This is a genomic window from Peribacillus sp. N1, assembly GCF_054600815.1.
This window is the reverse complement of sequence record NZ_BAAHZO010000004.1, coordinates 338,601-364,426: the sequence shown is the minus strand read 5'-3', so window position 1 is coordinate 364,426 and position 25,826 is coordinate 338,601. Positions and strand designations below refer to the sequence as shown.

The 25,826-nt window shown below is 39.7% G+C and carries 21 protein-coding genes and 3 pseudogenes; 5 read left to right on the top strand and 19 right to left on the bottom strand.

Features of this window, described 5'->3' with window-relative positions; genetic code table 11:
• Window positions 1–28: 28 nt before the first annotated feature.
• Window positions 29–970 (bottom strand): agmatinase, encoded by a 942-nt coding sequence (gene speB / locus ACYP5M_RS17580; protein ID WP_137018541.1) that lies wholly within the window; start codon window positions 968–970, stop codon window positions 29–31.
• A 312-nt stretch (window positions 971–1,282) separates the two neighbouring features.
• Here speB and ACYP5M_RS17575 point away from each other — a divergent pair.
• A pseudogene (locus ACYP5M_RS17575) lies at window positions 1,283–1,555 on the top strand (IS1595 family transposase); the annotation flags it as partial.
• A 135-nt stretch (window positions 1,556–1,690) separates the two neighbouring features.
• Here the strand turns inward: ACYP5M_RS17575 and ACYP5M_RS17570 are convergent.
• The 5 genes and pseudogenes from ACYP5M_RS17570 to ACYP5M_RS17550 all read right to left on the bottom strand — a co-directional run.
• Window positions 1,691–2,008, bottom strand: a complete 318-nt coding sequence (locus ACYP5M_RS17570; RefSeq protein ID WP_459735330.1) for a heme oxygenase — start codon at window positions 2,006–2,008, stop codon at window positions 1,691–1,693.
• Window positions 2,009–2,027: 19 nt separating this feature from the next.
• A complete protein-coding gene (locus ACYP5M_RS17565; RefSeq protein ID WP_434168524.1) occupies window positions 2,028–2,708 on the bottom strand; it encodes an ABC transporter ATP-binding protein in 681 nt (226 codons plus the stop codon).
• Complete coding sequence (locus tag ACYP5M_RS17560) at window positions 2,709–3,830, bottom strand: ABC transporter permease (RefSeq protein ID WP_434168523.1); 1,122 nt, start codon at window positions 3,828–3,830, stop codon at window positions 2,709–2,711.
• 169 nt (window positions 3,831–3,999) lie between these two features.
• Window positions 4,000–4,593 (bottom strand): TetR/AcrR family transcriptional regulator, encoded by a 594-nt coding sequence (locus ACYP5M_RS17555; RefSeq protein WP_434168522.1) that lies wholly within the window; start codon window positions 4,591–4,593, stop codon window positions 4,000–4,002.
• 78 nt (window positions 4,594–4,671) lie between these two features.
• A pseudogene (locus ACYP5M_RS17550) lies at window positions 4,672–5,157 on the bottom strand (recombinase family protein); the annotation flags it as partial.
• Between the two features lie 138 nt (window positions 5,158–5,295).
• Here ACYP5M_RS17550 and ACYP5M_RS17545 point away from each other — a divergent pair.
• Window positions 5,296–5,436 carry a twin-arginine translocase TatA/TatE family subunit gene (locus tag ACYP5M_RS17545; RefSeq protein WP_459735378.1) on the top strand — a complete coding sequence of 47 codons (141 nt, stop codon included), beginning with the start codon at window positions 5,296–5,298 and terminating at the stop codon, window positions 5,434–5,436.
• 64 nt (window positions 5,437–5,500) lie between these two features.
• Window positions 5,501–6,076: pseudogene (gene tatC, locus ACYP5M_RS17540) on the top strand (twin-arginine translocase subunit TatC); the annotation flags it as partial.
• Between the two features lie 51 nt (window positions 6,077–6,127).
• Here the strand turns inward: tatC and ACYP5M_RS17535 are convergent.
• The 4 genes from ACYP5M_RS17535 to ACYP5M_RS17520 all read right to left on the bottom strand — a co-directional run bounded on the left by ACYP5M_RS17535 (window position 6,128) and on the right by ACYP5M_RS17520 (window position 8,529).
• Window positions 6,128–7,228 (bottom strand): GerAB/ArcD/ProY family transporter, encoded by a 1,101-nt coding sequence (locus ACYP5M_RS17535; protein WP_459735329.1) that lies wholly within the window; start codon window positions 7,226–7,228, stop codon window positions 6,128–6,130.
• 293 nt (window positions 7,229–7,521) lie between these two features.
• Window positions 7,522–7,734, bottom strand: a complete 213-nt coding sequence (locus ACYP5M_RS17530) for a hypothetical protein (protein WP_459735328.1) — start codon at window positions 7,732–7,734, stop codon at window positions 7,522–7,524.
• A gap of 153 nt (window positions 7,735–7,887) precedes the next feature.
• Window positions 7,888–8,025, bottom strand: a complete 138-nt coding sequence (locus ACYP5M_RS17525; protein WP_434168518.1) for an anti-repressor SinI family protein — start codon at window positions 8,023–8,025, stop codon at window positions 7,888–7,890.
• Window positions 8,026–8,307: 282 nt separating this feature from the next.
• Complete coding sequence (locus ACYP5M_RS17520; RefSeq protein ID WP_434168517.1) at window positions 8,308–8,529, bottom strand: hypothetical protein; 222 nt, start codon at window positions 8,527–8,529, stop codon at window positions 8,308–8,310.
• Between the two features lie 341 nt (window positions 8,530–8,870).
• On the opposite strand from ACYP5M_RS17520, the gene brnQ reads away from it, so the two are divergent.
• Window positions 8,871–10,211 (top strand): branched-chain amino acid transport system II carrier protein, encoded by a 1,341-nt coding sequence (gene brnQ / locus ACYP5M_RS17515; RefSeq protein ID WP_133353042.1) that lies wholly within the window; start codon window positions 8,871–8,873, stop codon window positions 10,209–10,211.
• A gap of 417 nt (window positions 10,212–10,628) precedes the next feature.
• Here brnQ and ACYP5M_RS17510 read toward each other — a convergent pair whose 3' ends face one another.
• The 8 genes from ACYP5M_RS17510 to ACYP5M_RS17475 all read right to left on the bottom strand — a co-directional run bounded on the left by ACYP5M_RS17510 (window position 10,629) and on the right by ACYP5M_RS17475 (window position 24,039).
• Window positions 10,629–11,147, bottom strand: a complete 519-nt coding sequence (locus tag ACYP5M_RS17510; protein ID WP_230177755.1) for a DinB family protein — start codon at window positions 11,145–11,147, stop codon at window positions 10,629–10,631.
• A 640-nt stretch (window positions 11,148–11,787) separates the two neighbouring features.
• Entirely contained in the window at window positions 11,788–12,663 is an 876-nt protein-coding gene (sdaAA, locus tag ACYP5M_RS17505; protein ID WP_230177759.1) for an L-serine ammonia-lyase, iron-sulfur-dependent, subunit alpha, read from the bottom strand.
• Between the two features lie 31 nt (window positions 12,664–12,694).
• Window positions 12,695–13,357 (bottom strand): L-serine ammonia-lyase, iron-sulfur-dependent subunit beta, encoded by a 663-nt coding sequence (gene sdaAB / locus ACYP5M_RS17500; RefSeq protein ID WP_101224774.1) that lies wholly within the window; start codon window positions 13,355–13,357, stop codon window positions 12,695–12,697.
• A gap of 813 nt (window positions 13,358–14,170) precedes the next feature.
• Complete coding sequence (locus tag ACYP5M_RS17495; RefSeq protein WP_459735327.1) at window positions 14,171–18,502, bottom strand: endonuclease; 4,332 nt, start codon at window positions 18,500–18,502, stop codon at window positions 14,171–14,173.
• A 54-nt stretch (window positions 18,503–18,556) separates the two neighbouring features.
• Window positions 18,557–21,367, bottom strand: a complete 2,811-nt coding sequence (locus ACYP5M_RS17490) for a bifunctional metallophosphatase/5'-nucleotidase (RefSeq protein ID WP_459735326.1) — start codon at window positions 21,365–21,367, stop codon at window positions 18,557–18,559.
• Between the two features lie 540 nt (window positions 21,368–21,907).
• Window positions 21,908–22,759 carry a pirin family protein gene (locus ACYP5M_RS17485; protein WP_402944147.1) on the bottom strand — a complete coding sequence of 284 codons (852 nt, stop codon included), beginning with the start codon at window positions 22,757–22,759 and terminating at the stop codon, window positions 21,908–21,910.
• A gap of 70 nt (window positions 22,760–22,829) precedes the next feature.
• Window positions 22,830–23,303 (bottom strand): MarR family winged helix-turn-helix transcriptional regulator, encoded by a 474-nt coding sequence (locus tag ACYP5M_RS17480; RefSeq protein WP_452445031.1) that lies wholly within the window; start codon window positions 23,301–23,303, stop codon window positions 22,830–22,832.
• Window positions 23,304–23,484: 181 nt separating this feature from the next.
• Window positions 23,485–24,039 (bottom strand): helix-turn-helix domain-containing protein, encoded by a 555-nt coding sequence (locus ACYP5M_RS17475; RefSeq protein ID WP_048678909.1) that lies wholly within the window; start codon window positions 24,037–24,039, stop codon window positions 23,485–23,487.
• Between the two features lie 103 nt (window positions 24,040–24,142).
• On the opposite strand from ACYP5M_RS17475, the gene ACYP5M_RS17470 reads away from it, so the two are divergent.
• Window positions 24,143–24,727 (top strand): LysE family transporter, encoded by a 585-nt coding sequence (locus ACYP5M_RS17470; protein ID WP_230177769.1) that lies wholly within the window; start codon window positions 24,143–24,145, stop codon window positions 24,725–24,727.
• A gap of 226 nt (window positions 24,728–24,953) precedes the next feature.
• Here ACYP5M_RS17470 and ACYP5M_RS17465 read toward each other — a convergent pair whose 3' ends face one another.
• Window positions 24,954–25,739 (bottom strand): PhzF family phenazine biosynthesis protein, encoded by a 786-nt coding sequence (locus ACYP5M_RS17465; protein WP_459735325.1) that lies wholly within the window; start codon window positions 25,737–25,739, stop codon window positions 24,954–24,956.
• Window positions 25,740–25,826 lie beyond the last annotated feature (87 nt).

Genomic DNA, 25,826 nt, shown 5'->3' with positions numbered 1-25,826 from the left:
CCCCTTTATCTAATGTAATGACTGCTTTTTATTGATTGACTTCTTTCGTACTTAATGCTGCTAGGCTGGCAAACTCATGTACAAGTGTTGCTGCTAAAAGTGAAGTGATTTGACTTGGATCATATGATGGCAGCACTTCAACCACATCATATCCTATAAAGTTAAAGTCAGTTAGGGCACGAATCATTTTAAGTGTTTCAAAGCTGCTAAAACCGCCTGCTTCAGGTGTACCTGTACCTGGAGCAAAAGAAGGATCAACGAAATCTATATCAAATGTCAAGAAACAAGGTGTGTTACCAATGGTTTTTCTAATCTCTTTCAAAACATCTTCAAATCCACGATTGGAAAGTTCACCAGTTGTAATCAAACGATAACCTAAATCAAGACTTGCCTGTAAATCTCCAGAGTGGTTTAGCGTACCTCGGATTCCTACTTGAAATACTTTATCTGCCTGCAGCAAACCTTCTTCGTGTGCACGTATAAATGGAGATCCATGCCAATATTTTTCCTCATAATATGTATCCCAAGTATCTGTATGGGAATCAAAATGAATCATGGCTACCGGGCCATATACCTTTGCCGCAGCTCGTAAACTAGCTAAAGTGACAGAATGATCTCCCCCTAATCCAATAGGTATGACCCCTTTGGACATCAATTCAAACATGGATTCCTTCATTAGATCATAACTTCGATGAATATTATGGGGAATAACAGGGATATCCCCTATATCAATGGCATTCAATTGTTCAAAAGGATATACCTTATGAATAGGATGATAAGGAAACAGGGTCATGGATGCTTGGCGAATGGCTTGAGGAGCAAACCTGGCTCCCACCCTAAAAGAAGCTGCTGTATCAAAAGGCATACCCACAATTGCCAGCTTTGCATCATGCTTTTGAGAAGGTAAACGCATAAAGGTTCCTGTTGTACAAAACTCTGGCTTTACATCTGGTGTAAGTGGATATTTCATAAGTATCATCTCCTGGTTTTAAATAAAAATCTTTTCATATAAATTTACAAACACAAGGTGTAATCGCTTACAACCTATGATTCATTAAATTACTTTTTATTTCTAACACCTACTTTTAGAATTTTATTAACTAACGGTAGTTAGTATTAAACCAAATATAAACATAGTTGTAAAAAAAGTCAAACTATTTTTTATTGTCTATTAAATCCTCTTTTTGATCAAAGTAGCCTTTTCTTTCAATCCTGCCTCTATTAAATTAAATGCACCTATTCTTGTTATGCTGACCTTCATTAATATTGGAATAGAGCAAATCGCATTAAATCAAACGATGGTAAGCATGTTATTAAGGGCTTGTATCACATTCAAAATGTAAATGGTCTCCATTCTCGTATGAAACAATGGATAAACCGATTTAAAGGCGTGGCTACAAAGTATATAGATAACTATCTTGCGTGGTTCTTGTTTGTAGATAGCAGAAGTAACGAAAGTACAAAACACAACATCAAAGAGTTCTTACTCACATCATTTGTATTTGAAATGACTGATACTTATGATAGTTTACGTTTGTCAAAATTCAGAACTTAGTTTCTTCTCTATTGGGGGAGCGTCAGGAAAATGCGGATTTACAACGATAAAGAAATACAAATATGAAAAAGCTAATGTTCTCAATGGTTAATTGAAAACATTAGCTTATCTTTATTCAGGAAATCATTGGTACCTTTATTTGGTTGTAGAAATCAGTTCAGAAATAACAATTTCACTTTCAAGTAATGGAGATTCTTTTGATTCCGAATCTCCAGAAGATCGCTTATGGACATTTCTGAACGCATCACTTTCACGCCAAACTTTAAAATTTTCTAAGCTATCCCAGTACATATTCACATTCATTTCATCGAACGCTTTATTGCCATCGGAGACTAAAACTTCAGTTTTAATAAAGCCTTCAAATTGATGAACTTGGGAATCTTTCGTGAAACCCGGTGCTAAATGATTGGCAAATCCTTTTTTTGTTTTAATGCGATTAGTAATAACAAACATAATTAACTCCCCTTCTTATTCAAATAATATTTAACTTTAAATTCCCATCTTCCATATGATAAACCTGGTCGCAGTAAGCCAACATACGTTCATCGTGCGTAACCATTATCGCTGCTTTATTTCGCTTTTTCACTTCATCAGCAATTAATTTCACAACTTCGTGAGCACGTTTTGAATCTAAACTTGCTGTTGGTTCATCAGCAAGAATAACGCTTGGCTGGTTGAAAAAGGCTCGGGCAATCGCTACACGCTGTCGCTCACCGCCAGATAATTCATTAGGCATTTTGTGCATCTTATTTACTAACCCAAGTTCTTTCAGTAAACTTTTTGCAAATTGATGATCTTCTTTATTTACTTTACCCGCCATTCGTTTTATTAAAATCAACTGATCAATTACAGATAAGTAAGGAATTAAGTTAGATGTTTGTAAAATAAAACCTATTTCATTTAAACGGAAGTCGGCTAGTTGTTTCTCATTTAACGACCCCACATCTTTTCCATTTACAATTACCTTCCCAGACGTTGAGTTTATTAATGCACCGATAATAGATAGTAAAGTACTTTTTCCCGAGCCAGATGGACCTACAATTGCCACCAACTCTCCAGAATTCACTGTTAAAGAAGCCTCTTTTAATGCTGTTAGAGTAGTAGTCCCCTCTTTATATTGTTTTGTAACTTGTTGCAACTGAATACCACTCATTTATTCCACTCTCCCTAAAGCTGTTAATGGATCAATTTTTGTAATTTGCCGGACTGAAACAAGAGAACTTAATAGACTTATAACTAATAAAGTAATTGCGTACAAGACTACTAGCTTACCATCTAAATTAAATGGCATATCCTTAGGGAAGGAAAGAGCTGTCAAGTATGTTAAACCTATACCTACTAAAATTCCCAAAAACGACAAAACGAACACCTGAGCAACAATAGCTTTAGAAATAAATCGATTTGAGGCACCAATTGCCTTCATTACACCAAATTGCGACGTCTTTTGAATTGTAATAACATAGAAAAAAACGGAGATTATAAAAGCCGAAATGACAATTAAGAATGAAAGCATCATTACAATTGTACCGTTCTCTTCCTTATATCCCGGCATCCCTTTTACAGCTGTTGATTTTGTAACAGTTTCAATCCCTTTGAACTGTTTATCCAGCTGGGCTTTATCTAATTGAGGAGCTTTTAAAACAATTGCTTGGACTGGATTTTCAATGCCGTTGTCAGCTCCTGGTGCTGCATACTGATACTCTCTCCAAGTATCCATATTCGCAAATAATACTGGTAAATGGTTGAAGGTTTCATTTTCGACAAAACCAATAATGTTTAATTTCATTTTGGAATTGGAAACACGAATTTCATCCCCAACTTTGTACCCGTCATCTTTTAAATTACTATTAGCAAGAACACCATACTTCTTATTAGTAGAAAGTTGTTTTCCTTCTATTACGTTTGGTTCAATAAATGAATCGGCAGTAATTCCAACTAAAGAAACATCTGTTTTCTTACTGCTATCATCAGTTTTTCCTTTGGAAACAGCTGCCATTGATGACCCAAAAACAGCTGCATCCTTTACATCTTTATTTTTTTTAATATCGTCAATTAAATTACCAGACATAATAGATTTACTAAACGTAGCACCAGCACTTCTCTCATAAACTACATAATCTGCGTCCAAGTTTTTAATCGTGGCAGCACTTAGTGTTGAAAGACCATTTCCCAGTCCCGATAAAATAAATACTAGCCAAGCAATAAGAATGATAATAATACTCATCATTCCATAACGAAATTTAGAATGCTTTAATTCTTTAATTGCTAAAAACAAATCTAAAATCCCCCTTCAAATTAGTTACATATGCGTCACTTTCAAACAAAAAAATAACTTATATGTCTTTTACAAATATTATTATAAGTTACACATTCGTCACTTTTAAACAAAAAAATAACTTATATGTCTTTTACAAATATTATTATACACATAAGTTACATATTCGTCACTTTTTTTTTAGAATTCCATTTAGAATCAACTTCTTCGTATAGATGAGCACTTGTTCAGCGTTCATTTCTGAATGATTAGGAATAGAAATACTTTGAAATATAAACCCTAATAACAATTCATTCGGCATATCCATTTCGATGAAGCCTTCTATCTTTCCTTGCTGCACTATATGGATAAGAGGCTTATATAGTTCGCGGTGCATAAGAGAAAGATGGTTTTTCTTAGCTTCTAATTGTGGATCACCTTTTGTAGGGATGACATCTTGAATCCCAAGAATCAAATGTAAATCCCTGTGGGTGAATATCTTTTGCAAAAGTAAGTTTATCTTTTCTAAAAATGGCAAGGACTCCGAAAGAGAAGAAAAACTCGCTAATGTATTTTTCATTTCCTCTACCATAAAATCTAATAGTAACTCATCTTTATTTTGATAATACTTATAAATTGCAGATCGTGTAACATTTAATTGTGTTGCTAGTTGGCCAATTGTAAACCCTTCATACCCTGTTTGAATAATAAGCTTTTTGGTGCAAAGGAATAGGTCAACTGTATTAAATTTCCGATCTCTCCCCATATTATAACCTCTTTTCAATTCGTTCCTTAAAATGTTTATTTATTATTTCATCCAGTTCTATTGTTCAATATATTCTTTCTATAATTTGAAGAGTGATTAATAATTAATCTCTGACAGTTTTCTATATAATGAAGCTCTAGACACGTTTGTAATTTCACAAATTTGATTTACAGTCATACCTCCTTCTTTATATAGCTTTACTGCATAATTCATTCCTGCGTGATTCTCATTATATTTCTTTAACCGACCTTTAAACTTTCCTTCTTTTTTTGCTAGTTCAATCCCTTCACGTTGACGCATACGGATAAGGTCTCGTTCTAATTGGTTAACACCAGCCACTACCGTAATTAAGAATTGGCTATATGGATTATCCTCTGATAAATCTAGCCAAGTATCCTTGAGTGACTTTATGCTTGCTTTTTTACTTCGTATTATATCAAGTAGTTCAAATAAATCCTGCGTACTTCGAGTAATCCGAGTTAAGTCTGTAACATATATAATATCACCTTCCTTTAAATTTTCTAACATTTTTTGAAGTTGCTCGCGATCCTTTGTTGGTCCTGAAACTTTCTCTTCATAAAATACACTTTTGGATAATATTGAAGAGATTATGAGTATGGGACCAGAACAGTACATTTACTGCCCTTTATCAAAATATGTGATTGAGTTTTACCACGAAGTAACTGTTGCTTGGTTGTAAAATCGTTCGTGATAAAAAAAATGGTGGGAAACCTTATTAGTAAGGTCTCTTTAATTTCCCCCGAAATTGGACGTGCTTTTGGAAGTACATTAAGAGAGTTTAAAAACTCTACGAAAGATTTAATTTCTTCAGACGAAGAAGAAAAGACGCAATCCAAGTAATTTTGAAGAGGATGTAAGCAACAAGCTTGCATCTTCCTCTTGTTTTTAGGAATGGAGAAGTTGTATGACTAATCAAGAAATGCTTTTGGTTGAGCACCTCGGAGAACTCAGGAAACGGTTAATCTATACTTTGGTAGCTTTTATCGTTTTCTTATTTTGATCATTCATTTATGTACAGGAAATTTACGCATGGCTTATCCGTGATCTCAACCATAATTTAGCTGTATTGGGGCCAAGCGAAATCCTTTGGGTGTATTTTATGATTTCAGGAGTGATCGCGATTGCTCTTACTATTTCGATTGCTGCCCATCAAACATGGTTATTTGTAAAACCGGGGCTTTCTGAAAAAGAACGAAAAACGACTCTATCGTACATTCCTGGATTATTTGTCCTCTTTATTACCGGCTTATCATTTGGTTATTTTGTTGTGTATCCAACCGTACTTTCCTTTTTACTATCCTTGTCTGAAGGACAATTTGAAACGATGTTCACATCTGAAAAATATTTTAAATTCATGATTAACCTGACACTGCCGTTTGGATTTTTATTCGAAATCCCGCTTGTCGTCATGTTCCTCACCTCTCTTGGTGTCATTAATCCTATGATTCTTTCAAAAGCGCGAAAGATATCTTACTTTTTGTTCTCTTACGATGTTTCTCATGAACTTCGTACTTCCTTTTAAGACCCGAACTTAGTTACGCCGATCATTTTTCTGAACCTTGGCGATTATTAGTAGTATCAATGGAAGCAGAAACCCGAATGTCATAGCATAATACGGCCAGATTTCGGTAATGAATTCACTATAATGAACAATATTCGGTGTCATAATCAATGTAAAGGCAATCAAAAGGATACCAAACGGAAAAATCAGAGGACGATAATCTTGCAATTTAAACGTTTGTGCCAAGCCTAAAACGGTCACATAAAAAAACAAACTAAATCTAATAAAAATGGTGATGAACCATATTATGGCTAGTATTGCTTCCAGCCGCATCAAGAAATCAGCGATATTTATTTTCTTTGCCAACATATAGATTGGATAACTATGTCTTGCTGTTGACTCGGAACCAAGTACAAGAGTGGCTAACATAGTTATAATGATTAAAACAATTCCACCCAACAATTGACCGACAAAAAGGCTTTTTCTTATTCTGTCTTTTTGACTTACGAACGGGAGGATCATAAGAACCGCAACCGATTCAACAAACGGGAAGACAATAAATGGTATAGATCCCCTTATAACCGGTTTCAATCCTCCCTCCCATACGGGTTGCAGGTTTTGTAATTTAATCTCGGGAAGCAGCAGAATTATCAGTGTTGATACAAGTAATACAACATAGGGAAAAAATATTTCCGCGCTTCGGGCCAAAGGTTCCAAACCAAGACGCGCGGCCATGAGGACGACACTCATAAAAAGAATCATGATCACCTGAATTGGAGTATCAGGCATAATATGACTGTTTATAAAATCCCCAATTTCACTCAGATAAGCCGCTGCGGTTATAAAAAAGTAGCTTATAAATAAAAGAGAAATTGCCATTCCCAGCCACTTACCCAGAATTTTTTGGCTGTATTCCACTAATGTTAAATCAGGATAGCATTTCCTTAAGGCGTCATATATAAAAACAATCAATAACGGTGCTATTGCCACGCTTATCATGCCCGAAATCCAAGCATCTTGTTCAGCTTCGGAAGCGACAACGGAGGGAATGACTAAAATAGAATCTCCAAGCGTATATAAAATCACTAATATCATCAGTTGACGGCTTCCGATTTTACCCTTCTCGAGCATTTTCATAAGTTCCTTTCACGACTAAACGGTAAGTTATATACAAAAAGCAGAAATTCTGATTCCATAACCATTATTGACAGAAGAGGACTATACAAACCCTGTTGAGTACAAGTTATTTTTACTCCCGTTGATAGGATATCTTAGAGCTTCGATTCAATTTCTAATAATTTAAGGAGTATCGCTCCATGAAAAAAAGAGCTGCCAAAGCAACCCCCTTGAAATAAAGCCCCATTAGTTTAAGTACTTGTTCGGAATGGGAAAAAGGCGTCCCGTTTCTCCAGAAACGCCCAGTATTAAAAATTCCTCTCTAACAAAATCCCCACTTGCTCTGCCAAGACTTGAGGTGGATCAGGTATTCCATTCGTGAAATACGATTCTACTATCCTAACAATAGCTACTCCAAATAATTGAAAGATAACCTCTTTACTTAATCCTTGATTTTTACCTTCGTTTACATCTACTTCATTCTGTACTTCTTCGATGACAAGCTCTGCATATATGTGCAATAAGGATCATCTGTGTAATATTATTAACAGGAACAAGATATTCAATGACCAATTGAGTACGATTCGTGCGTTAGTGCACAATTCGAGTGAAATTGTGTAATATGCCTTCTTCCATTTATTCTCACGCTTTATTAAATGAAATAAAAAAAGACCTTATTCAGGTCTCAGAGATTGCGATTGATTCAAGAATTCTCTAATTTCTTCTATAGAAATCCCCAGCTCCCGGGCATCCAATAGCATTTCTGCCCATTCCTTATCCAAGCCTTTTTCAATAAATAAAGAAATCAACATGTTCGCACTCCCCGTTTAGTTAAGACAATTCATATTAATTATCCTTGCATTTAACGTGCCAATTTTAGCCAGGAAAATTTTCTACGCAAACTATACATCGAAGGCCACTAAAATCTTTAGCAATCTTTGTTATTAATCCCAGAACGATAATATAAACTCACTTTTAACAACTGAAATTGTTCCTAATTTAACACAATGAGTGGACATGTGTGTTATTTTAACGCCACTATTTTACTTTACTACAACATTTAGCCTAACGTCCCCTCAAACAAAAACCGAATTTCATCTATCATTTTCCCTGCTTCTTTTTCCTTCAAAATATATCGATGCCGCAAGAGAAATGATTGCAATTGATACCATGCCAGCTAACCAAGATAAGTCCATATCCGTGATATACTTAACCAAATTAATTATAGGAAGCATGAATATGAAAATTAGTAATAAAACATCCTTTTTGCTTTGTTTCCGTTTTTCAAAGAACAATCCCAGTATTTTCTCAACCATTCTAAACACCTCCTTAATTTTTCCACAATTAAAGCCCGCGTCTAAACCGTCAATCTTTATCGTGAGTTCAAACTGGTTCGCGACGTTAAGCATTTTTTTCAACCTCCTCATTTCCTTTACATTTCAAATTTTATGAGTATGAGCAGCCTTTAGATGTTCAAAATAAGGTAAGGGCGGACCACTGATCATCAAGGTAAATAATAAAAAACAAAAAATATATTGAAATATCAAATTAATTTAGTTATAATACTGTACGGTCTTAGTATTACTGTTTATATAATTTTTAGAAAATTTAATAATTTTCTAAAATAGCAAATTTTGGTTTTTTCGGAGGGTTTATTTTGTCTAATAAGGTTCCATCTTCATTTATAGTAGTGATTGGTTTCATGTTATTTGCCCTTTTCTTCGGGGCAGGGAATTTAATTTTCCCGCCAATGCTTGGTCAATCGGCAGGTATGAATATCTGGACCGCTAATGCAGGGTTTTTGGTCACAGGAGTAGGATTACCGTTACTTGGTGTGCTGGCTCTCGGTTTTTCTGGAAAAGATGACTTACAATCGTTAGCGAGCCGTGTCCATCCAGTCTTTGGTATTGTATTCACAACCGTTCTTTATTTAGCCATTGGTCCATTATTCGCAATGCCTAGAACAGGAAACGTTTCTTTTGAGATCGGTGTAAAACCTTTTTTGCCTGAAGATCCAGGTCCATTGCCTTTACTTATTTTCACCATCATCTTTTTTACGGTTTCGTGCCTTCTTTCGCTCAATCCTGCGAAAATTGTCGAAATTGTGGGGAAAGTTTTGACACCCATCAAGTTGACGTTTATTGGAATCCTGGTGGTAGTCGCTTTCGTTAATCCAATTGGTGATTTTGAAGCACCTGCCGAGCATTATATGGTTCAACCATTTTTCAATGGATTCAGAGAAGGATATTTAACCATGGATACTCTTGCATCTTTTGTTTTTGGCATCATCATCATTAATGCCATTAAAGAAAAAGGTGCCAAAACAAAAAAACAAATAATGATCGTTTGTGGAAAAGCGACTGCCATTGCGGCCGTTATCCTTGCTACCATTTATACAGCTCTCTCTTATATGGGTGCTTCAAGCGTTGGGGAACTTGGACGCTTGGATAATGGAGGCATTATCTTGGCGAAAGTATCGGATTACTACTTTGGATCGTATGGTGGGCTATTATTGGGATTAATGATCACAGTGGCTTGTATAACGACGAGCGTAGGACTCATTACCTCTTGCTCGACGTACTTCCATAAACTATTTCCAAGTCTGCCTTACAAAACGATTGCCATAAGTTTATCCATATTCAGTGCAATCATTGCCAATATTGGACTAACCGAGTTAATTGCCATTTCAGTACCGGTTATGACAGCCATTTATCCATTAGCCATTGTTTTGATCTTCCTAACATTTCTTCATTCCTTATTTAAGGGAAGACCTGAAGTTTATCAAGGCAGCTTACTTTTAACATTCATCGTCAGTTTATTTGATGGATTAAATGGAGCAGGTGTACACATTTCATTCATCAATGATTTCTTCACTGCAATACTTCCTATGTATGAAGCTGGGCTTGGGTGGATCGTCCCTGCCATTGTTGGAGGATTCATTGGGTATGCAAGCAGCGTCTTAAAGTCGAAATTCGGTCATAATCACCAAATAGATTAAATGAAATAAAATCAGTCCAGGCATATAAACTGTAGACGAACTCGAAGATAAGCGAGTTTGCCTACAGTTTTTTTCTTTGGCTGTTTTCGCATACTTTGTTGCTATTTACCAAGTAATGCGGTGTGGTTGATCTCCACTCCAGATGCTCGCTTTCCGCGGGGCGGGCGGTGAGCCTCCTCGGCGTGAACGCCTGTGGGGTCTCACCTGTCCCGCTGCTCCCGCAGGAGTCTCGCACTTCCGCTCCAATCAACCTTAAATAGTTTCGTTTTAAAAACAACCATTTTTACGAAAAGAGCCTTTTATTTAAAAGACGTTCCAGTTGATTTCAGAAATCCGCTCCCTTTCCGCCGACTGTCTGCCAAGCCTCATCAAAGCAAGCGGCTTTGGGGGCTCGGCTAGCCAGTTATTCGACAGGAGTCATTCATTCCGTAATTTCTTCAGCAACTGAAAAATCTGTCCTCGATGATGTGATTCATGTTCAACCAAATGGTAAACGACCCATTCAGGCGTGACGTCATATTGTTCAAGTACCCTCGGTTTACGCCAATCCGTTAGGTCCATTGTGCGAAAGTTTGAAAGAAATACTTCACGTACATTATTGAGGCGGTAGAAATGTTCTTCTAATGTTTGTCCTTCAATGTGGTTTAGGGAGCCATCTTCGGCACGACATCCTAATGGAAACAACGCGCGTATTTCCGAATCCCATTCCGAAACAAGGACCTCCTCGTATAACCAATCTGCCTCTATCAGAGCTATGTGATACAACATCGAGCCAATCGTTTGCCTTTCATCGATTTTCGTATCAAGTATATTTTGGCTGATTCCAGTCAATTTCGTTATCAACGTACGGCGAACATCTTCTAAACACCATAGCCACCGCCCAATTTCTTCTTCATATCCCGGTAATGCTGATACCAGTAATGCTCTTCTCTCCACTAAGATCAATCCTCCTCTTCATCAACATACATTCTATTTAAAATTGGTGTCACCTCCTTTTTAATAGAAAATACCCCTTTAGGGCAGGACAAAAAGAGCAATCTTTAAGATTGCTCTTTCGCTTGTTCATGTTTTTTCGTTTTATGTTATTCGATATCTTCGAAATTAACTACCCAAAAAAAGATTGGCTCTCATCTCGTCTGATATACGCCTGCTTTTTAGATAATCCTGTTCCCGTTCTTGTTCAACCATCATGCGCTGCTCCAGTTTTTGAGCATATAGTGCATAGCCGATTCCATGAGCCTGAAACATCGCTTTTTCCATTGCCGACGTGTACGTTAATTCGAGAAAATTAATGAAGAATCAATCCTTCCCATAGTGAATTTCGTACTCATCTTATCATTGAAATTGATAACTAACAAAGTTGCTATGGCTCCATATTCACTGATAATTCAGATTTTTTAACGATTCTTTCCATCTCCGTGTCCATAAACGCCAAATTCCTCCATCTTCCTCTAATTTCCTTTTTTCATTCACAAAAAGATAATCTTATTATTGAGCAGGTTAAGGGATTGGAGTTGTTTTTTTAAGACAAACTAAAAATCCCATTAACAAACCTTTTGTTAATGGGACTGAATGTTTATTTATATGAACCGAAAATTTCCTTTGCCAATCTACGCCCAGTAGGAGTCGCAGCCAGGCCGCCTTCTGCCGTTTCACGAAGTGCAACCGGCATGGTCAATCCGATTTTATACATGGCATCGATAACTTCGTCACATGGAATACGGCTCGTAATGCCTGCAAGCGCCATATCAGCTGCCGTTATCGCGTTGGAAGCCCCCATTGCGTTACGTTTCACGCAAGGAACTTCGACCAATCCAGCCACTGGATCACAAACCAGTCCAAGCATATTTTTCAATGTGATTGCCATCGCTTCTGCGGCTTGGCTTGGTGTACCGCCGGCCAGTTCCACTATCGCAGCTGCGGCCATTCCGCTTGCCGAGCCCACTTCTGCTTGGCAGCCGCCAGCCGCTCCAGAAATGGAAGCGTTGTTTGCAACCACGAATCCGAAGGCAGCGGAAGTGAAAAGAAATTCAATCATCTCTGCCCGGGTCGGGTTTAATTTTTCTTTCACGGCAAATAATGTACCGGGCACAACGCCCGCAGAACCTGCAGTCGGAGTGGCACAAATCATTCCCATTGCTGCGTTCACTTCGTTCGTCGCAACAGCTTTACTGACGGCATCCAATAATAAATTACCTGCCAGTGCCTTGCCCGACTTGATATAATTTTGCAAAAGAACAGCGTCTCCGCCCGTTAGGCCTGTCACGGATTGCACACCTTTCAGACCTCTTTCCACCGCTTGTTCCATCACTGTCAAATTCCTGTCCATCTTTTCGATGATCTGTTCTCTCGACAGGCCTGAGAACTCCATTTCTTGTAAAATCATGATTTCCGCGATTTTTACCTGTTTACTTTCAGCAAGTTCTACTAACTCTGCTACATTTCGGAACATGTTTTTACCTCCATATCTATGCCAGCACTTATCATTCAACCATCCTTATGACTTGTGACACGTTTTCCAATCGTTCAATTTCCTTCATGACATCGCCCTTGATTTTCTGATCGACTTCAATCACCATGAGAGCCATTTGACCTTTTTCTTTCCGTGAAACTTCCATATGGCCAATGTTAATTTCATGATTCGCCAATACTGTCGAAACGGAAGATATGATTCCAAATACATCGTTATGCACGACTAAAATGGCTGGGTTTTCACCCGACAATTTAAGCTTGAACGTATTCAATTCCGTTATTTCTATCGTTCCGCCGCCAATCGAGATCCCAACAAGTTCTAATTCCTTATCTTCGTCGAACAGTCTGATCTTGACTGTATTAGGATGATCCATCACCGTATCCTCGATTGTAAAGGAAACGTCCATACCGGCTTCTTCCGCTATCGTTAAAGAGGCAGGAATTCGCTCATCATCCGTATCGAAATCCAAGATCCCTCCTACGACAGCAACATCCGTACCGTGTCCCCTATATGTTTTTGCAAAAGAACCATATAAAGAAATAATCGCTTTCTTCGGTTGCTTTCCGAATAATGTCCGTGCTACTCTGCCAATTCTGGCAGCTCCTGCTGTATGTGAGCTTGAAGGTCCAATCATGACGGGACCGATTATATCGAATGCAGATCTGTATTTCATCGTGAAATGCCCCATTTCTGGCAATATATTTTTTAACCGTCTTTTAAGGATGAATGAAGATTAAAAAGCGGCATAATTACTATATTAAAATATTTTTGTCATTCCTGCAATGAAAACCCTTTCATTGCATATCCCATATTAACATATATTACATAACATACCTACCAAAATATTTTTTATTTACTGTAAAATAAACGTTTGATTTTTCAGTATTTTAAGATAATTAACTATCAATGATTAACTTTATATAAAAGCATGAAAAAAGCAGCCTTGTGGCCACTCTTAGTTTGTAGATAAAAAATCATGAGCACTTGCATAGTCACGACTTTTTCTTTTTAAGCAAACCAGCTAATAGTAGCGACTCAATTCATCCATTAAAGGGCCCCTTTATTGAATAAGAAGGTCATTTCCTCGACCGTTCACGTACTTTATTCGACCTTTCACCCTCTCGATTCGACCGTTCACCTACTTTATTCGACCTTTCACCCGCTCGATTCGACCGTTCACCTACTTTATTCGGTCTTCCACCCTCTCGATTCGACCGTTCACCTACTTTATTCGACCTTTCACCCGCTCGATTCGACCTTTCACCCGCTCGATTCGACCTAAACCGCCCTTTATTCGACCTTTAACAATTTTTTTCATTATTTTGCGGTCCACGCATTAAATGCCAAGCGACGCACTCATTTAACAGGGTCTCCGCTAGCTAGTTAAACCAAGTCTCCTCTTAACATCATGGTTGCACTTTCGCCCCCCTTGTGTCAGCAAACTAAAAAAGCAGCCATCAGGCTGCTTTCCCTTCTATCTCCGATTTTAACTTGCCTTTTTCTCATCGATGGATTTAGCGGCACCCCAAATTTCGGATGCCCATTCAGGATGATCGATGAATGGATTGCGGTTATTTTGCCAGTCCTGAATGACATCATTGCGATGGCTCTCGAAATCGTCTACTGGATCGAGTTCATTCCATTTCAATAGTGTCGATAGCTTTCCATGAAGCGGCTTCGGATACGTATTGACTGTATCGGATAATTCAAGATCCAACTCGCCGTTTCCTTCATATCGGACGGCCATGTAAAATAACATCCTTGCTATATCGCCTTTAACATGATTTGGCGGCTCCCATGAATCTGAATCAAACTTACATTCACATCCACTATATGTTTGACCGCCCTCGTCGAAATCAAGGTGGCCCCGTTTACCATTCACTGTCACATCAGCGGGACGGAGGTGATGAAGGTCTGTCCCAGGCCCTTTGCTTGTCCCAAAATCACCGTGGGACTTTGCCCAAACATGTTCACGGTTCCATTGTCCGGTATTGCCCCCATTCGCGTTCTCAGAGATGGATTTTCCAGAGTAAAGCAAGATGACATTCTGCTTGTTCACAGGGTCTTCATCCGTTTCCTTAAGGGCATTCCACACTTGATCATAAGATAACATGGTGTGCCCCTTAATAATCGAGTGCAGAACCGCTTTCAATTCCGTTCCCGTTTTTCCTGCAGCCGTTTCGTAATAAGCTTCAAGCGGCTTATCATTCGATACGGTCAACGTGAAACGGGCAACCGCTTCCGATTGCTGGTCCTCGGCCTTGACTGCGACAAGGTATGTTCCAGCTTCATTTGCAGGAAGGATTAATGTCTGGCCGGTGACCGTACCGATAGTCGATGAATAGGTAAGTTCATCTCCATCTGGATCTGAGAAGTGCTCACTCAAATCGATGGTGACCTTGGAGCCTGCTTTCACTTCAAGATTTTCCAGGTTTTTCGTCACGACGGGCGCATGATTTTCTTTAGGGTCAAAAGGGGAAGCAATCGCTTCCCCCTTGGAATCGACAAACTTGATATTCGATGTGTCTACGCCATCTGTTACCGACCATTTCTGAACATTTTCAGCGCCCCTGATTTCTTTTACATTAGCGTTATCAATGATGACTTCCTTCACCGCCATGCCTCCAAAATCAATGATTGCGCCTTCCTTATCCGGTTTTATCGTCACAGCAGCATTCTTCAGCCCAAGGCCTTTGAGTACAGCATATGAACCTTTTAACCAGATACCTTCTTCAATGTTCGATGTTTCGTCAAGATCAATCAAAACACTAGGTGAAGCGATCGTAAGTTTTTTTGTTTTAACGTTTGTTAAATTATACGTTTTTTCTGGTGCAGGAGTTTCGACTCCACCAGATTCAGATAAAGAGGTTGAAATCAATACAGGGTCATGATCGCTAGCCCTTCCATGAACTTCCATGAAGGATGAGTTAATATGGATAATATCGACTTTCGTTGTCGCGGCCATATTATTCGAAACAAGGATATGGTCCAGTACTTGTGAATTGCCTTGATATGTGTAAGAATAACGTTTTTCAAATGGAACTTTTTCGATCATATTGGTTAGGTCTTTGCCCTTTAATGTTTTAAGCGGAGCCGAAAATTCAAAATCATTAAAGTCTCCAAGCAGGACAATATTCGCTTTGGCATCCTGTGACTTGATATCACTGACAAACCGATTGACGATGGAGGCAATTTGAAGCCTTTGCGTTTCACTTGAAAGGACAGGAGGCTGGTTTTTGCCGAATAACGGCTGGTCACCACCCTTGGAATTAAAATGATTGGCTACCACCACTACGCTTTCACCTTTAAATTCGAATTGAGCAGCCAAAGGCTTCCTGCTAGAAGTGAAGGCGGGATCGGTAGGCTCGATTCGTCCAGGGTTCAAGGTAAGTTTTCCATCTTTGAAGGCCACGGACTGTATTGCCGTTCCTTTCGTTCCTTCAGTCAATTTGACACGGTCGACATTATATAAAAAGCCTACCCGGATATTTCCGCCGGGTGCCCCGCCATCAAGTTTATCTTCTGGAGCGATATCGATGTATTGATATTGAGGTCCGCCCAGCTCTTTTATTTTGTCAGTTAACTTCTTGGCACTTTGAGCAGAATCCGTTGTCCCGCTATCTGTTGCCCCATCATTATCTTGCATTTCCGTTACGCCGATGATATCGGGTTGTTTTAGATTGGTAATGATGGATGTTGCGATCGTTTCAACTTTCGAATTAGCGGTTTGAGTCGAGAAATTCTCGATATTATAGGAAGCGATCGATAGCTTATCAGCATCCTTCTCTAAGGATGTCACTTCCCGAGCCGTACCGCCATCCTTTAATGCCGGCAGCTGAGCTTTATCCGTCAGTACCCTATAGTTGCTATATCCATAGCTGATGACACCCTTAACCGAGCCTTCAAAGTAATCACCGGTTTTAGCTGTAAATGACTCATCATTTATATCCAAGGTAATTCTTTCAGGATTGAAATCCGTTTCCGTTATTTTGACGCCTCCAACTGCAGTCGTCGTTTCCACATTCCCCGGAATCACGACCAATTCACCATAGTCTTGAGGAGCTACCACTTTCGGGTTATATACTTCTACGAGCATGCCTTCCAAACTCTCGTAGAAATCAATGCCGTCTTCACTTGGGTTAAAGTCTGTCAATCTATCATCATCGATGTTCTCAGACGGCGGAATGACATCTTTTCCAATGATGATCGGTTCTGGCATAGCTGCAGTGCCAAGCTTTTCAATCGTCGTATTGGTCAATTCAGTTGTTGGCAGATCCGTCGTTTTCATTTCAGCGTATCCTTCGATATACCATTCGGCAACTTTACCTGCCACTTTGACATGATCTCCCGCTTTCAGGCCATGTGCTTTGTTGTACACAAGTATTCCCTCGGATGTCTTCAGGTCCTTATCCGGGTTGGGATCTTGCATGTAAAAGTTATTCGCATCTTTTACATACGTGACGACACCTTCCACACCTGAGACGAGTTGAGTTTCATATGATGAAAAATGATTCATCCCTTGAATGTCACGAATCTTCACTTCATTGGTTTTGGTAACGGTATAGGCAAATGTGAAAACTTCCGATATCTTGTCATTGACAGCGATTGCCTTGATGACCGTATCTTTCGTTAAAATGATAGGTTCTGTGTACACAGCACTTGAAGACGTCGGTGCGGATCCATCCAGCGTATAATGGATTTTCGCTGCTTCCCAACCAGATTCAAGTGATACCTTTGTATTTTCACTAACCGTACCAGGGAAAATATCCGTGTAAACGGCTGGTTTGTTCAACAGTTCATAATCTTCAATACCACGCGGCTTCAACTGATACGTGTCATTGAACCTCGATCCGATTCCGGTTACAGAAATGACATCCCCTGCTTTAAAGCTCTTCACGAAATCTTCATAACTTGAACCGGTCCGGTTATCATGGCGAACGACAACAGATTTCCCTTCAGTATCTTCCGCCTTGAATTCGAATGTTCCGTATGTTCCCGATGCTGCCAATTCTGTAATGGTTGCTTTCTCAATGGTAACCAGCTCACCTTGTGTTTCCTCATTTACGCCAGATGCATCAATTTTTTGGATATCAGGAAGTTCATTCCCGGAGGAAACCACTTTAAGGGAGGTTGGTTGAATTTGTAATTCATTATTATAAGCGGATACTTGTCCGATTAAAGTAACCTTATCCCCTAGCTTTACATCCGCAGGCCACGAAGAACCATAAACATATAGCCCAGCCGTTTCATCCTGGATATAAAAACCCTTTCCTCCCCAATAACCAAGGCCCGTGGTGACCACCCCATCGACCTGCACGACATCTTCAGTATTCGTGCGTGCTTCGGCAATGGAGTCCAGTACCTTTACATCAGGCTGTTCTGGAGTCGTTCCTCCATCAGTGATAATTTTGTAATCCGTCGCGGATTTCAGGCCGGGTACTGAAAAGTACTTTTCAAGCTTCCCCGTAATCGTCACCTGCGCATTGAGTAATTCTGGATGTTCGACCAAATTCAAAGCAGTTCGGATATTTCCGGCTGGAAGCTGAACAGGCATGATTTTCTTAACATCCGTTTCATCCGGTCTATCCGCAATACCTATATTCGTACCTTCAGTAAAAGGCGATGTTTGTTGATAGCTTGTACCGCTTTTAGCTGTACCGACAATGTATCCCTTCACCGTCGCCGTACCGCTGTTATTATTAATCGCTTCCGTTACCGATATTGTCCCTTCCGCTTTTACAGCGGCTGCATATGGCAAAACCGTTGACAGCACAATCAGTATGGCAAAGAAAAGCTTGCTTATCCCGTTCTTCTTCAAGATCTCAACCCCTTCAACTTTTTTTCGTAGGCTCAGCAGTCATTTGAATACCGCTTAAAGAATGGTTTCGCCATTCACCGTGACACCGCTCATGCTCACGGTCTTACCGTTAAGTCCCGATAAATCCAAATTACCCTCGACTGTAACTTGCGAAAAAGTAAAGTCATCCGGAGGAGTTCCTGTTAATGTAAGATTCCCTTTAACCACTGCATTTTCCAATGAAGCAACATCAGTAATATCAACAACTACATTACCTTCATGGGTTTTTGGCGCATCAGCCGTTCCGCCAAAGTCTTTGGCCAATACCACAGTCGGGTCTGTATTGCTTCCGGCAACATCCTTGATGCGTCCTTCGATGCTTGGATCGACAGTTTTCAGCCCGCTTACATAATCCCGTAAATTCTCCCAATCAGCGAGTCCGATATCCGTCACTCTTCCTTCTTCATAAGCCTTCTTGAAAACGGTGAATCCATCTCCGCCCTTGGCTGTAAAAGCATTGGTCGCCACGACATATTCCTTCGCTGCATCCAATACGGAATATGTTCCATCTTGTCCAAGTACTTCAGCCTTTGTGACACGATTGCCTGCTTCCTTCGAACTGTCGTAGCTGAATTTCATTCCGGAAACATGCAGGAAGCCGCCATTTTCCTTAGGAGCGAGGCTTACACTATGCTCTAATGCTTCATTGATTTCTGCACCCGTAAGCTTCATCGTCGCTAACGTATTCCCAAACGGTAAAACGGTTAGGATTTCCCCTAAGGTGATCTCACCTTGATCGATGCCAGCGCGGATGCCCCCGCCATTTTGGAATGCTATGACCGTATCCTTATTGAATTCCTTCGCTTTAGAAAGCATTCCATCCGTAATTAAATTACCCAGTTCCGTTTCATTTTTGCGAACACTCGGCTTTGTTTCATCTCCTGCATCACGCGGTGTTTCCAACGCCTTCACAGCAGATGCACCAGTCTGCGTATCCTTCAGCTCCTTAATCTTCGAGGAGTATGTTTCGAGCACTTTTGCCGCTTCAGCATCATCCTGTTTTTCAGAAAGCTTAATCAGCTTACCGGCTTGTCCGACAATCTTGCCTTCCTTATCGAAGTTCACATCGATCGTTCCTAAATAGTCGCTATATTGATACCCTTGAACGATGACAGTCGGCTCTTTCGTTTTCCCTTTATCATCTTTGTCAACAACAACGGGGGCGTCTAACTGCGTATGGCTATGTCCGCCCACAATCACGTCGATGCCCTTGACCTTGGCAGCCAATGTTAAATCATTGTCATAAGCCGCATTGTCATCATAACCAATATGGGATACGGCAACTATCTTATTGACACCCATGCCTTTGAACGCCTTGACCGCTTTTTCGGCTTCTTCAAGATAGTTTTCAAATTCTATACTTCCTGGACTTGAAATGTCTTTCGTCTCTTCAGTTGTAAGCCCGAAGAACCCTACCTTTTGGCCATCCACTTGTTTTACGATTCCATTGTATATCTTCCCTTGCTCCGGCTTACTTGAAATTAAATCCGAGAATAGTCCCTTGAATTTATCATCTTTGGAGAAGTCCACATTCGAACTGACAAATGGGAACTGTGCCCCTTTAATGAAGTCAGCCAAAGCTTGATGCCCTTCGGCGCTTGATCCCAAATCAAACTCATGATTCCCGAATGTCATGACATCATATTTCATTAAATTCATGAAGCGAAGATCCGCTTGCCCTTTGAATTCATTAAAATAGAGGGTTCCCGAGAATACGTCACCAGCATCCACCAAAAGAGCTTGCGGCTTACTCTTACGCACTTCCTTAACAGCCGTCACCCTTTTGGCCACATTGTCCAAGTGGGCATGCGTGTCATTCGTATGCATCAAGGAAAGCGTGATCGCCTTCGCTGGATTTTTCAAGGCTTCTTCAGCGGCAGCGACTTTCTTATCCGCCAATGCTATTTTCGTCAGGAATTCCTTTCGGTCCGACTCCTTGATTCCATTTAAATTAATGGCTGCTTTCGCCTTTTTAGCCGCGTTTATCTGTTCTTTCGTTTTAAGTTCCCCATTGGCAAGTGCTACATAGGCATTGACCCGTTTGGCCACTTCCTTTTTCTTTTCTGCATATACCGCATCATCATACTTACCTTTCACTTCTTTCACATAGGCGTGTATGGCTTTTCCGAGCTTGGATGTTTTGCTGACTTTTTTCAACTGTGACGAAACGGTTTGCATCCGCTTGTCCGCGGTCTTTAAATCACCCTTCTTCACCCAGTATGCAGCTTTTTCATAGTAGTACGGAACTTTCAGGTCACCGTTCAAAGCTGTTTTGGTCGATACAGTGAATTTATCGTATAGGAGCTTTTCGATTTTCGCACCGTAAACCGTATCTTTAATATCTTTATCTGCCTTTTTCACGGCCTTATCCAGTGCTTCGTATTGATTCCTGATATCTATTGATTTCTTGGCAAGTATTGAATTCGTAAGGGCGCTAATAGATTTACCATGTGAAGCTTTTGCTTTCTCCGCCGCTTTATATCCTTTTACATAACCTTCTGAACGAGTGATGTACTTATCATAAGCTTCGATTTCTTTGTATTTGGCATCTTTTTCTTTTTTGCTTAGCATTGATTTTTTAATGGTAGAGTTGATGTCTTTTTTTGCTTGTTTTGCAGACTTGATTTGTTTTTCAACAGTGGATACTGAAGCGAGTTTAGAAGTGTAGAAATAGGTGTCGAATGGTTTTTTGATTGCTGCCTTTGCAGTTTTGATTTTACTATTCAGGCTAGTGGCAGCATCCGAAGGTGCAGGTGCTACTGCTACGATCGTTGTCGCAGCCATTATGGTAGCTGATGCAATTTTTACGATTTTCTTTTTCCCCATTATAGTTAATCCCCCCATAAGTTCTATACTGACATAACATCCAGCTAACTTTTCCATAGAATTGACGCGCTTTTCCAAAAATTTAATTCCGGCAAATTGACTTACGCATACACAAATCCACCCTACTTTTTTCCTCTAAAGATCCGTGTATCTCCTATATTACAACAAAATAATCCAATTTTAAAACAATTTTACAATACAACATCGAATATTAACAGAATATTATCATTATAATCACCCCAAAATACCTAGTGGCTAATTGATGATATATCAAGAAAATTATTTAATGGTAAAATAGAATCAGTTTCATCTAAATCCAAACTTAGTCTTTATACCTAATTGCTAAAAAGCAAAAAAGGGAGAGATTTAAATCTCTCCCAAACTGCAGATAATGACGCCTAAGACTAGTTAGCATCCAGTTTTTTCTTAAAAAAAGTCCAGTTAATTTCAGAAATGCTCTCTCTTATAATCACTATCCCCGCCCACCAATATGGGAAGATTCAAAAAAAAGAGCATCAATTACGATGCCCTTTTTCCATCTTAATGCTTCAAGAAAGTGCCTTGCCGATACTCAAGGTATGCCTGATCGATTTCCTCTTCAGTATTCATGACAAACGGTCCGCGGGCAACAACAGGCTCCATTAAAGGTTCTCCTGCATATAGAACAAGTCTTAAAGGTTCAGTTGCCGTTATATCAACTTCACTTTCCCCTGATTCTTTACAAGCACCCAGCCATAATACCTGTCCCTTTGAGGCTCTCACTTCGTTGTTACCGAAGATTCCGCTTCCTTCTATTAGATAGATGATTCCGTTGTAGCTTCCTGGTAAATTCTGCGTGACCGATGCTCCAGGCTCCAGGACCATCTCCACCATCGTCACGGGAACATGGTTCTTCGTTGTCGAGATAACATCCTTGGATGATCCGGAAAAGACACGGATCAGTGCTCCTTCTTCTTTTCTGACCGGCATATCTTTTGCCATTAAGTTTTGATATCTTGGTGTCGTCATCTTTTCACTCCGGGGAAGGTTGACCCAAAGTTGAAGGGAATGGGCAGTCACACCTTCGGAAGGCACCTCATTATGCACGACGCCACTTCCAGCTGTCATCCATTGGACATCACCAGGTCCAAGTATCCCTCCATCCCCGGTATGACTGTCATAGTGCTCGATCGTTCCGTCAATGACGAATGTAACGGTTTCGATTCCCCTGTGCGGGTGGATATCGAATGATCCCTTTTGAAATTTATCCTCCATCATTAAAAGGAACGGATCACTCTTTTCCCAGTTTCCTGGTTCTATGACTGGCCCGGCCGTATGAATCGGACTATACCTTTGAAGCTTCACATCTTTCACTTCGACAATATCTCGTTTAAAATGATTTTCACTTTTCATTACTCCATTCCTCCCTTAAGTTACTAGTAAACTGATAAAAATCCTATCAGTATGGCTGCCTGATCCAGTCTTAGGATTCCTCCTGGCTGGCATTAGGCACTTCAATCTGTAAACTATGTCTATGAATCTTTATCATCATTTCATGCATGCGCTTCTTTTCTTCATCATCCAATATATCGAATAATGAAGCTTGGAAATCGGATTGAATAGGCATGACCTTTTCCATTAACTTTTTCCCTTTTTCCGTTAATGAAATATATTTAACTTTCCATTGTTGATTACGGACGATCAAGTTCTCTTTTTCCAGCCTTGTCAGCATATGTGATACGCCTCCACGGCTTATCGTTAGGTGCTCCGCTAATTCGATTTGTGAAACAGGCTGATGGATAAGTACTTGTGCCAACATATCGAATTGGGCAGCGGTGACGCCGAAATGCTGTAAGTGTTCATTCGAAAGCTGATTGCTTCTTTGATAAAAACGAACCATTCGCAGCCAAATCAGCAAACTCAATTTGTTCTCATCTGAAAATCCCCGTCTATCCATGTAAAGCCTGCCTCCCATCTTTGATGCACCATCAGTTTACTAGTAATTTGATAACAAGTCAAATCGTTGGGCCTTTGACTTTTTGAAGCAGTATCCCCAACAGGCAGACCATACCAACAGTCAATCCATAGGGGATATCACTTTGCTAAGATATATTAACAGAACTACATTACTCCCTTTTTTAAGTTGGATAATATAAGATCATGCTTAATCGAGTTAATGTATCCCCTGAATTATGGTAGGCATGCGGTCTGTCAGCCTTGAACCTGATAGAATCACCATTCCTTATTGTAAATTCTTCGTTATTTACACGTACAGTCACTTCCCCTTCAAAAACAGTTATGTACTCTTCCGTCCCTTCCCTATGCGAATCGGAACTTAGGAATCCACCTTTTTCTATCTCGACTGAATATACTTCAAAGCGCTTCTCATCCTCAAAGGGAAAGTGGGGATAAACTCGATATTTGCCGTTATCTTCAGATAATGATTGAATTTCACTTTTTAAAACAATTTTTGTATCTGGCTGCGGACTATTTATCAATGAAGAAAATGAAATCTTTAATCCATTGGCTATTTTCCAAATTGTCGTAATCGTAGGGCTCGATCCTCCCCTTTCTATTTGTCCGATCATCGTTTTGCTTACTCCAGTTAATTCGGCAACCTTTTCAAGACTTAATTTTTTACTTTCCCTGATGGCTTTTAAATTGTTAGCAATAATAAAATTTATTTCTTCCATAAAAATGCTCCTTATTTACAATATAACGTCGGCATTGTACAATAAAAAGGAAATCGTTATAATGTCAATTTTGGTCATTATAGCATACAAAGGGGAATCAACCATGCCATTACTATCTTTTTTGCTGTTTGTTTTTGTTACCAGTTTCACTCCGGGTCCAAATAACATCATGGCCATGTTATTTGCGAACAAGTACGGGTTAAAAAAGACGATTAAATTTTGTTTCGGAGTAGGTGCCGGTTTTTTTGTAATCATGCTATTGTGCAGTTATTTTAATGTTTTACTTGAAAATTCCATACCAAAGATTGAATTTATCATGACGATCCTTGGGGCAATTTACATGCTGTATCTGGCCATAAAAATCATTTCCAGTTCAAATAAAGCGAAGGACGATAATGATGACAGGAACAACAGTTTTATAGCTGGCATGCTTTTACAATTCATAAATCCAAAAGGAATCTTATATGGCATCACGGCAATATCGACCTTCATCCTACCTTATCACTCTTCAAATTTCAGCTTACTATTCTTTTCATTATTTCTGGCTTTTGTTGGTTTTATGAGTACGTTCTGCTGGAGTATGTTCGGTTCTGTTTTTCAAACGTTTTTATCAAAGTATAGAAGTCAGTTTAATGTAATCATGGCTTTGTTATTAGTGTATAGTGCCATTTCGATTCTTGCACACTAAAAAAAGGTAAAGGGCACAAACCTTCATTAAGAAGGATTGCCGAGTTGTAAATTTCGAACGTTCATTTCCACTCCAGGCACTCGCTTTCCGCGGGCGGTCCGCCCTCGGCGCCTTTGTGCCTGTGGGAACCCCCTTAGACGCGCCTTTCCCGCAGGAGTCTCGAAAACCGGCTCCAATCAACTTTTTTAAAAATTCAGATGGAACCCACTCAAATCTTCCCCCTGCATTAAATGGTTAAGTTCCCTTTGAATATTGTGACGGCATGTCCGGAAAGTTTAACTGTGTCTTCCGTTACTTCAACCTTCAATAGACCTCCTCTTTCCGATGCCTGATAGGCTATAAAAATACTTTTGTCCAGCTTTCTTTTCCAATATGGTCCCAGACAGCAATGGGCCGAGCCCGTTACTTGATCTTCGTCAAGGCCTTGGGCAGGGGAGAAGAAACGTGAAACGAAATCATATTCACTGCTATCCGATTGACTCGTTACAATGACGCCCCGAACCGGCAATTGGGCAATGGAATCTATATCCGGCTTTAAATCCCTTACGATTTCCTCTGATTGAACTTCGACTAGAAGATCCCATTTGTTTTGCCCAACATACTCAGGCTCAACACCTAAAGCCTTTATCAGTAAATCAGGGGCAGCGGTCTCCCTCTCCCTTAATGACGGAAATTCCAACTGAACCATTCCTTCAACGAATTTTGCAGTGAGAAGCCCGCTTTTCGTCTGATAGGCAATCGGCTGATTCCTTGGCACGTATCCTTTATCCCATAAAAAGAAAGAGCTTGCCAGCGTCCCATGTCCACAAATCGGGATTTCAATGAAAGGTGTGAACCATCGCAGCTTCCATTCACCATTATGAGGTTGAATAAAAGCAGTAACAGGCATATTAATCTCTTTAGCTATTCGCTGCATCCACTCGCTGTTACTTTCCCCGGTAAGAAGGCAGACTGCAGCAGGGTTTCCTTTAAAAGGTTGATCTGTAAACGTATTAATGATGGTTAATTCCATTAACTGTTCCTCCGGTAAGTAATATTCTAGTCTCCTAATTCCACAATGAGGAGCCCTTTTCCTTTTTGATTGACCATTCCCTTGTTT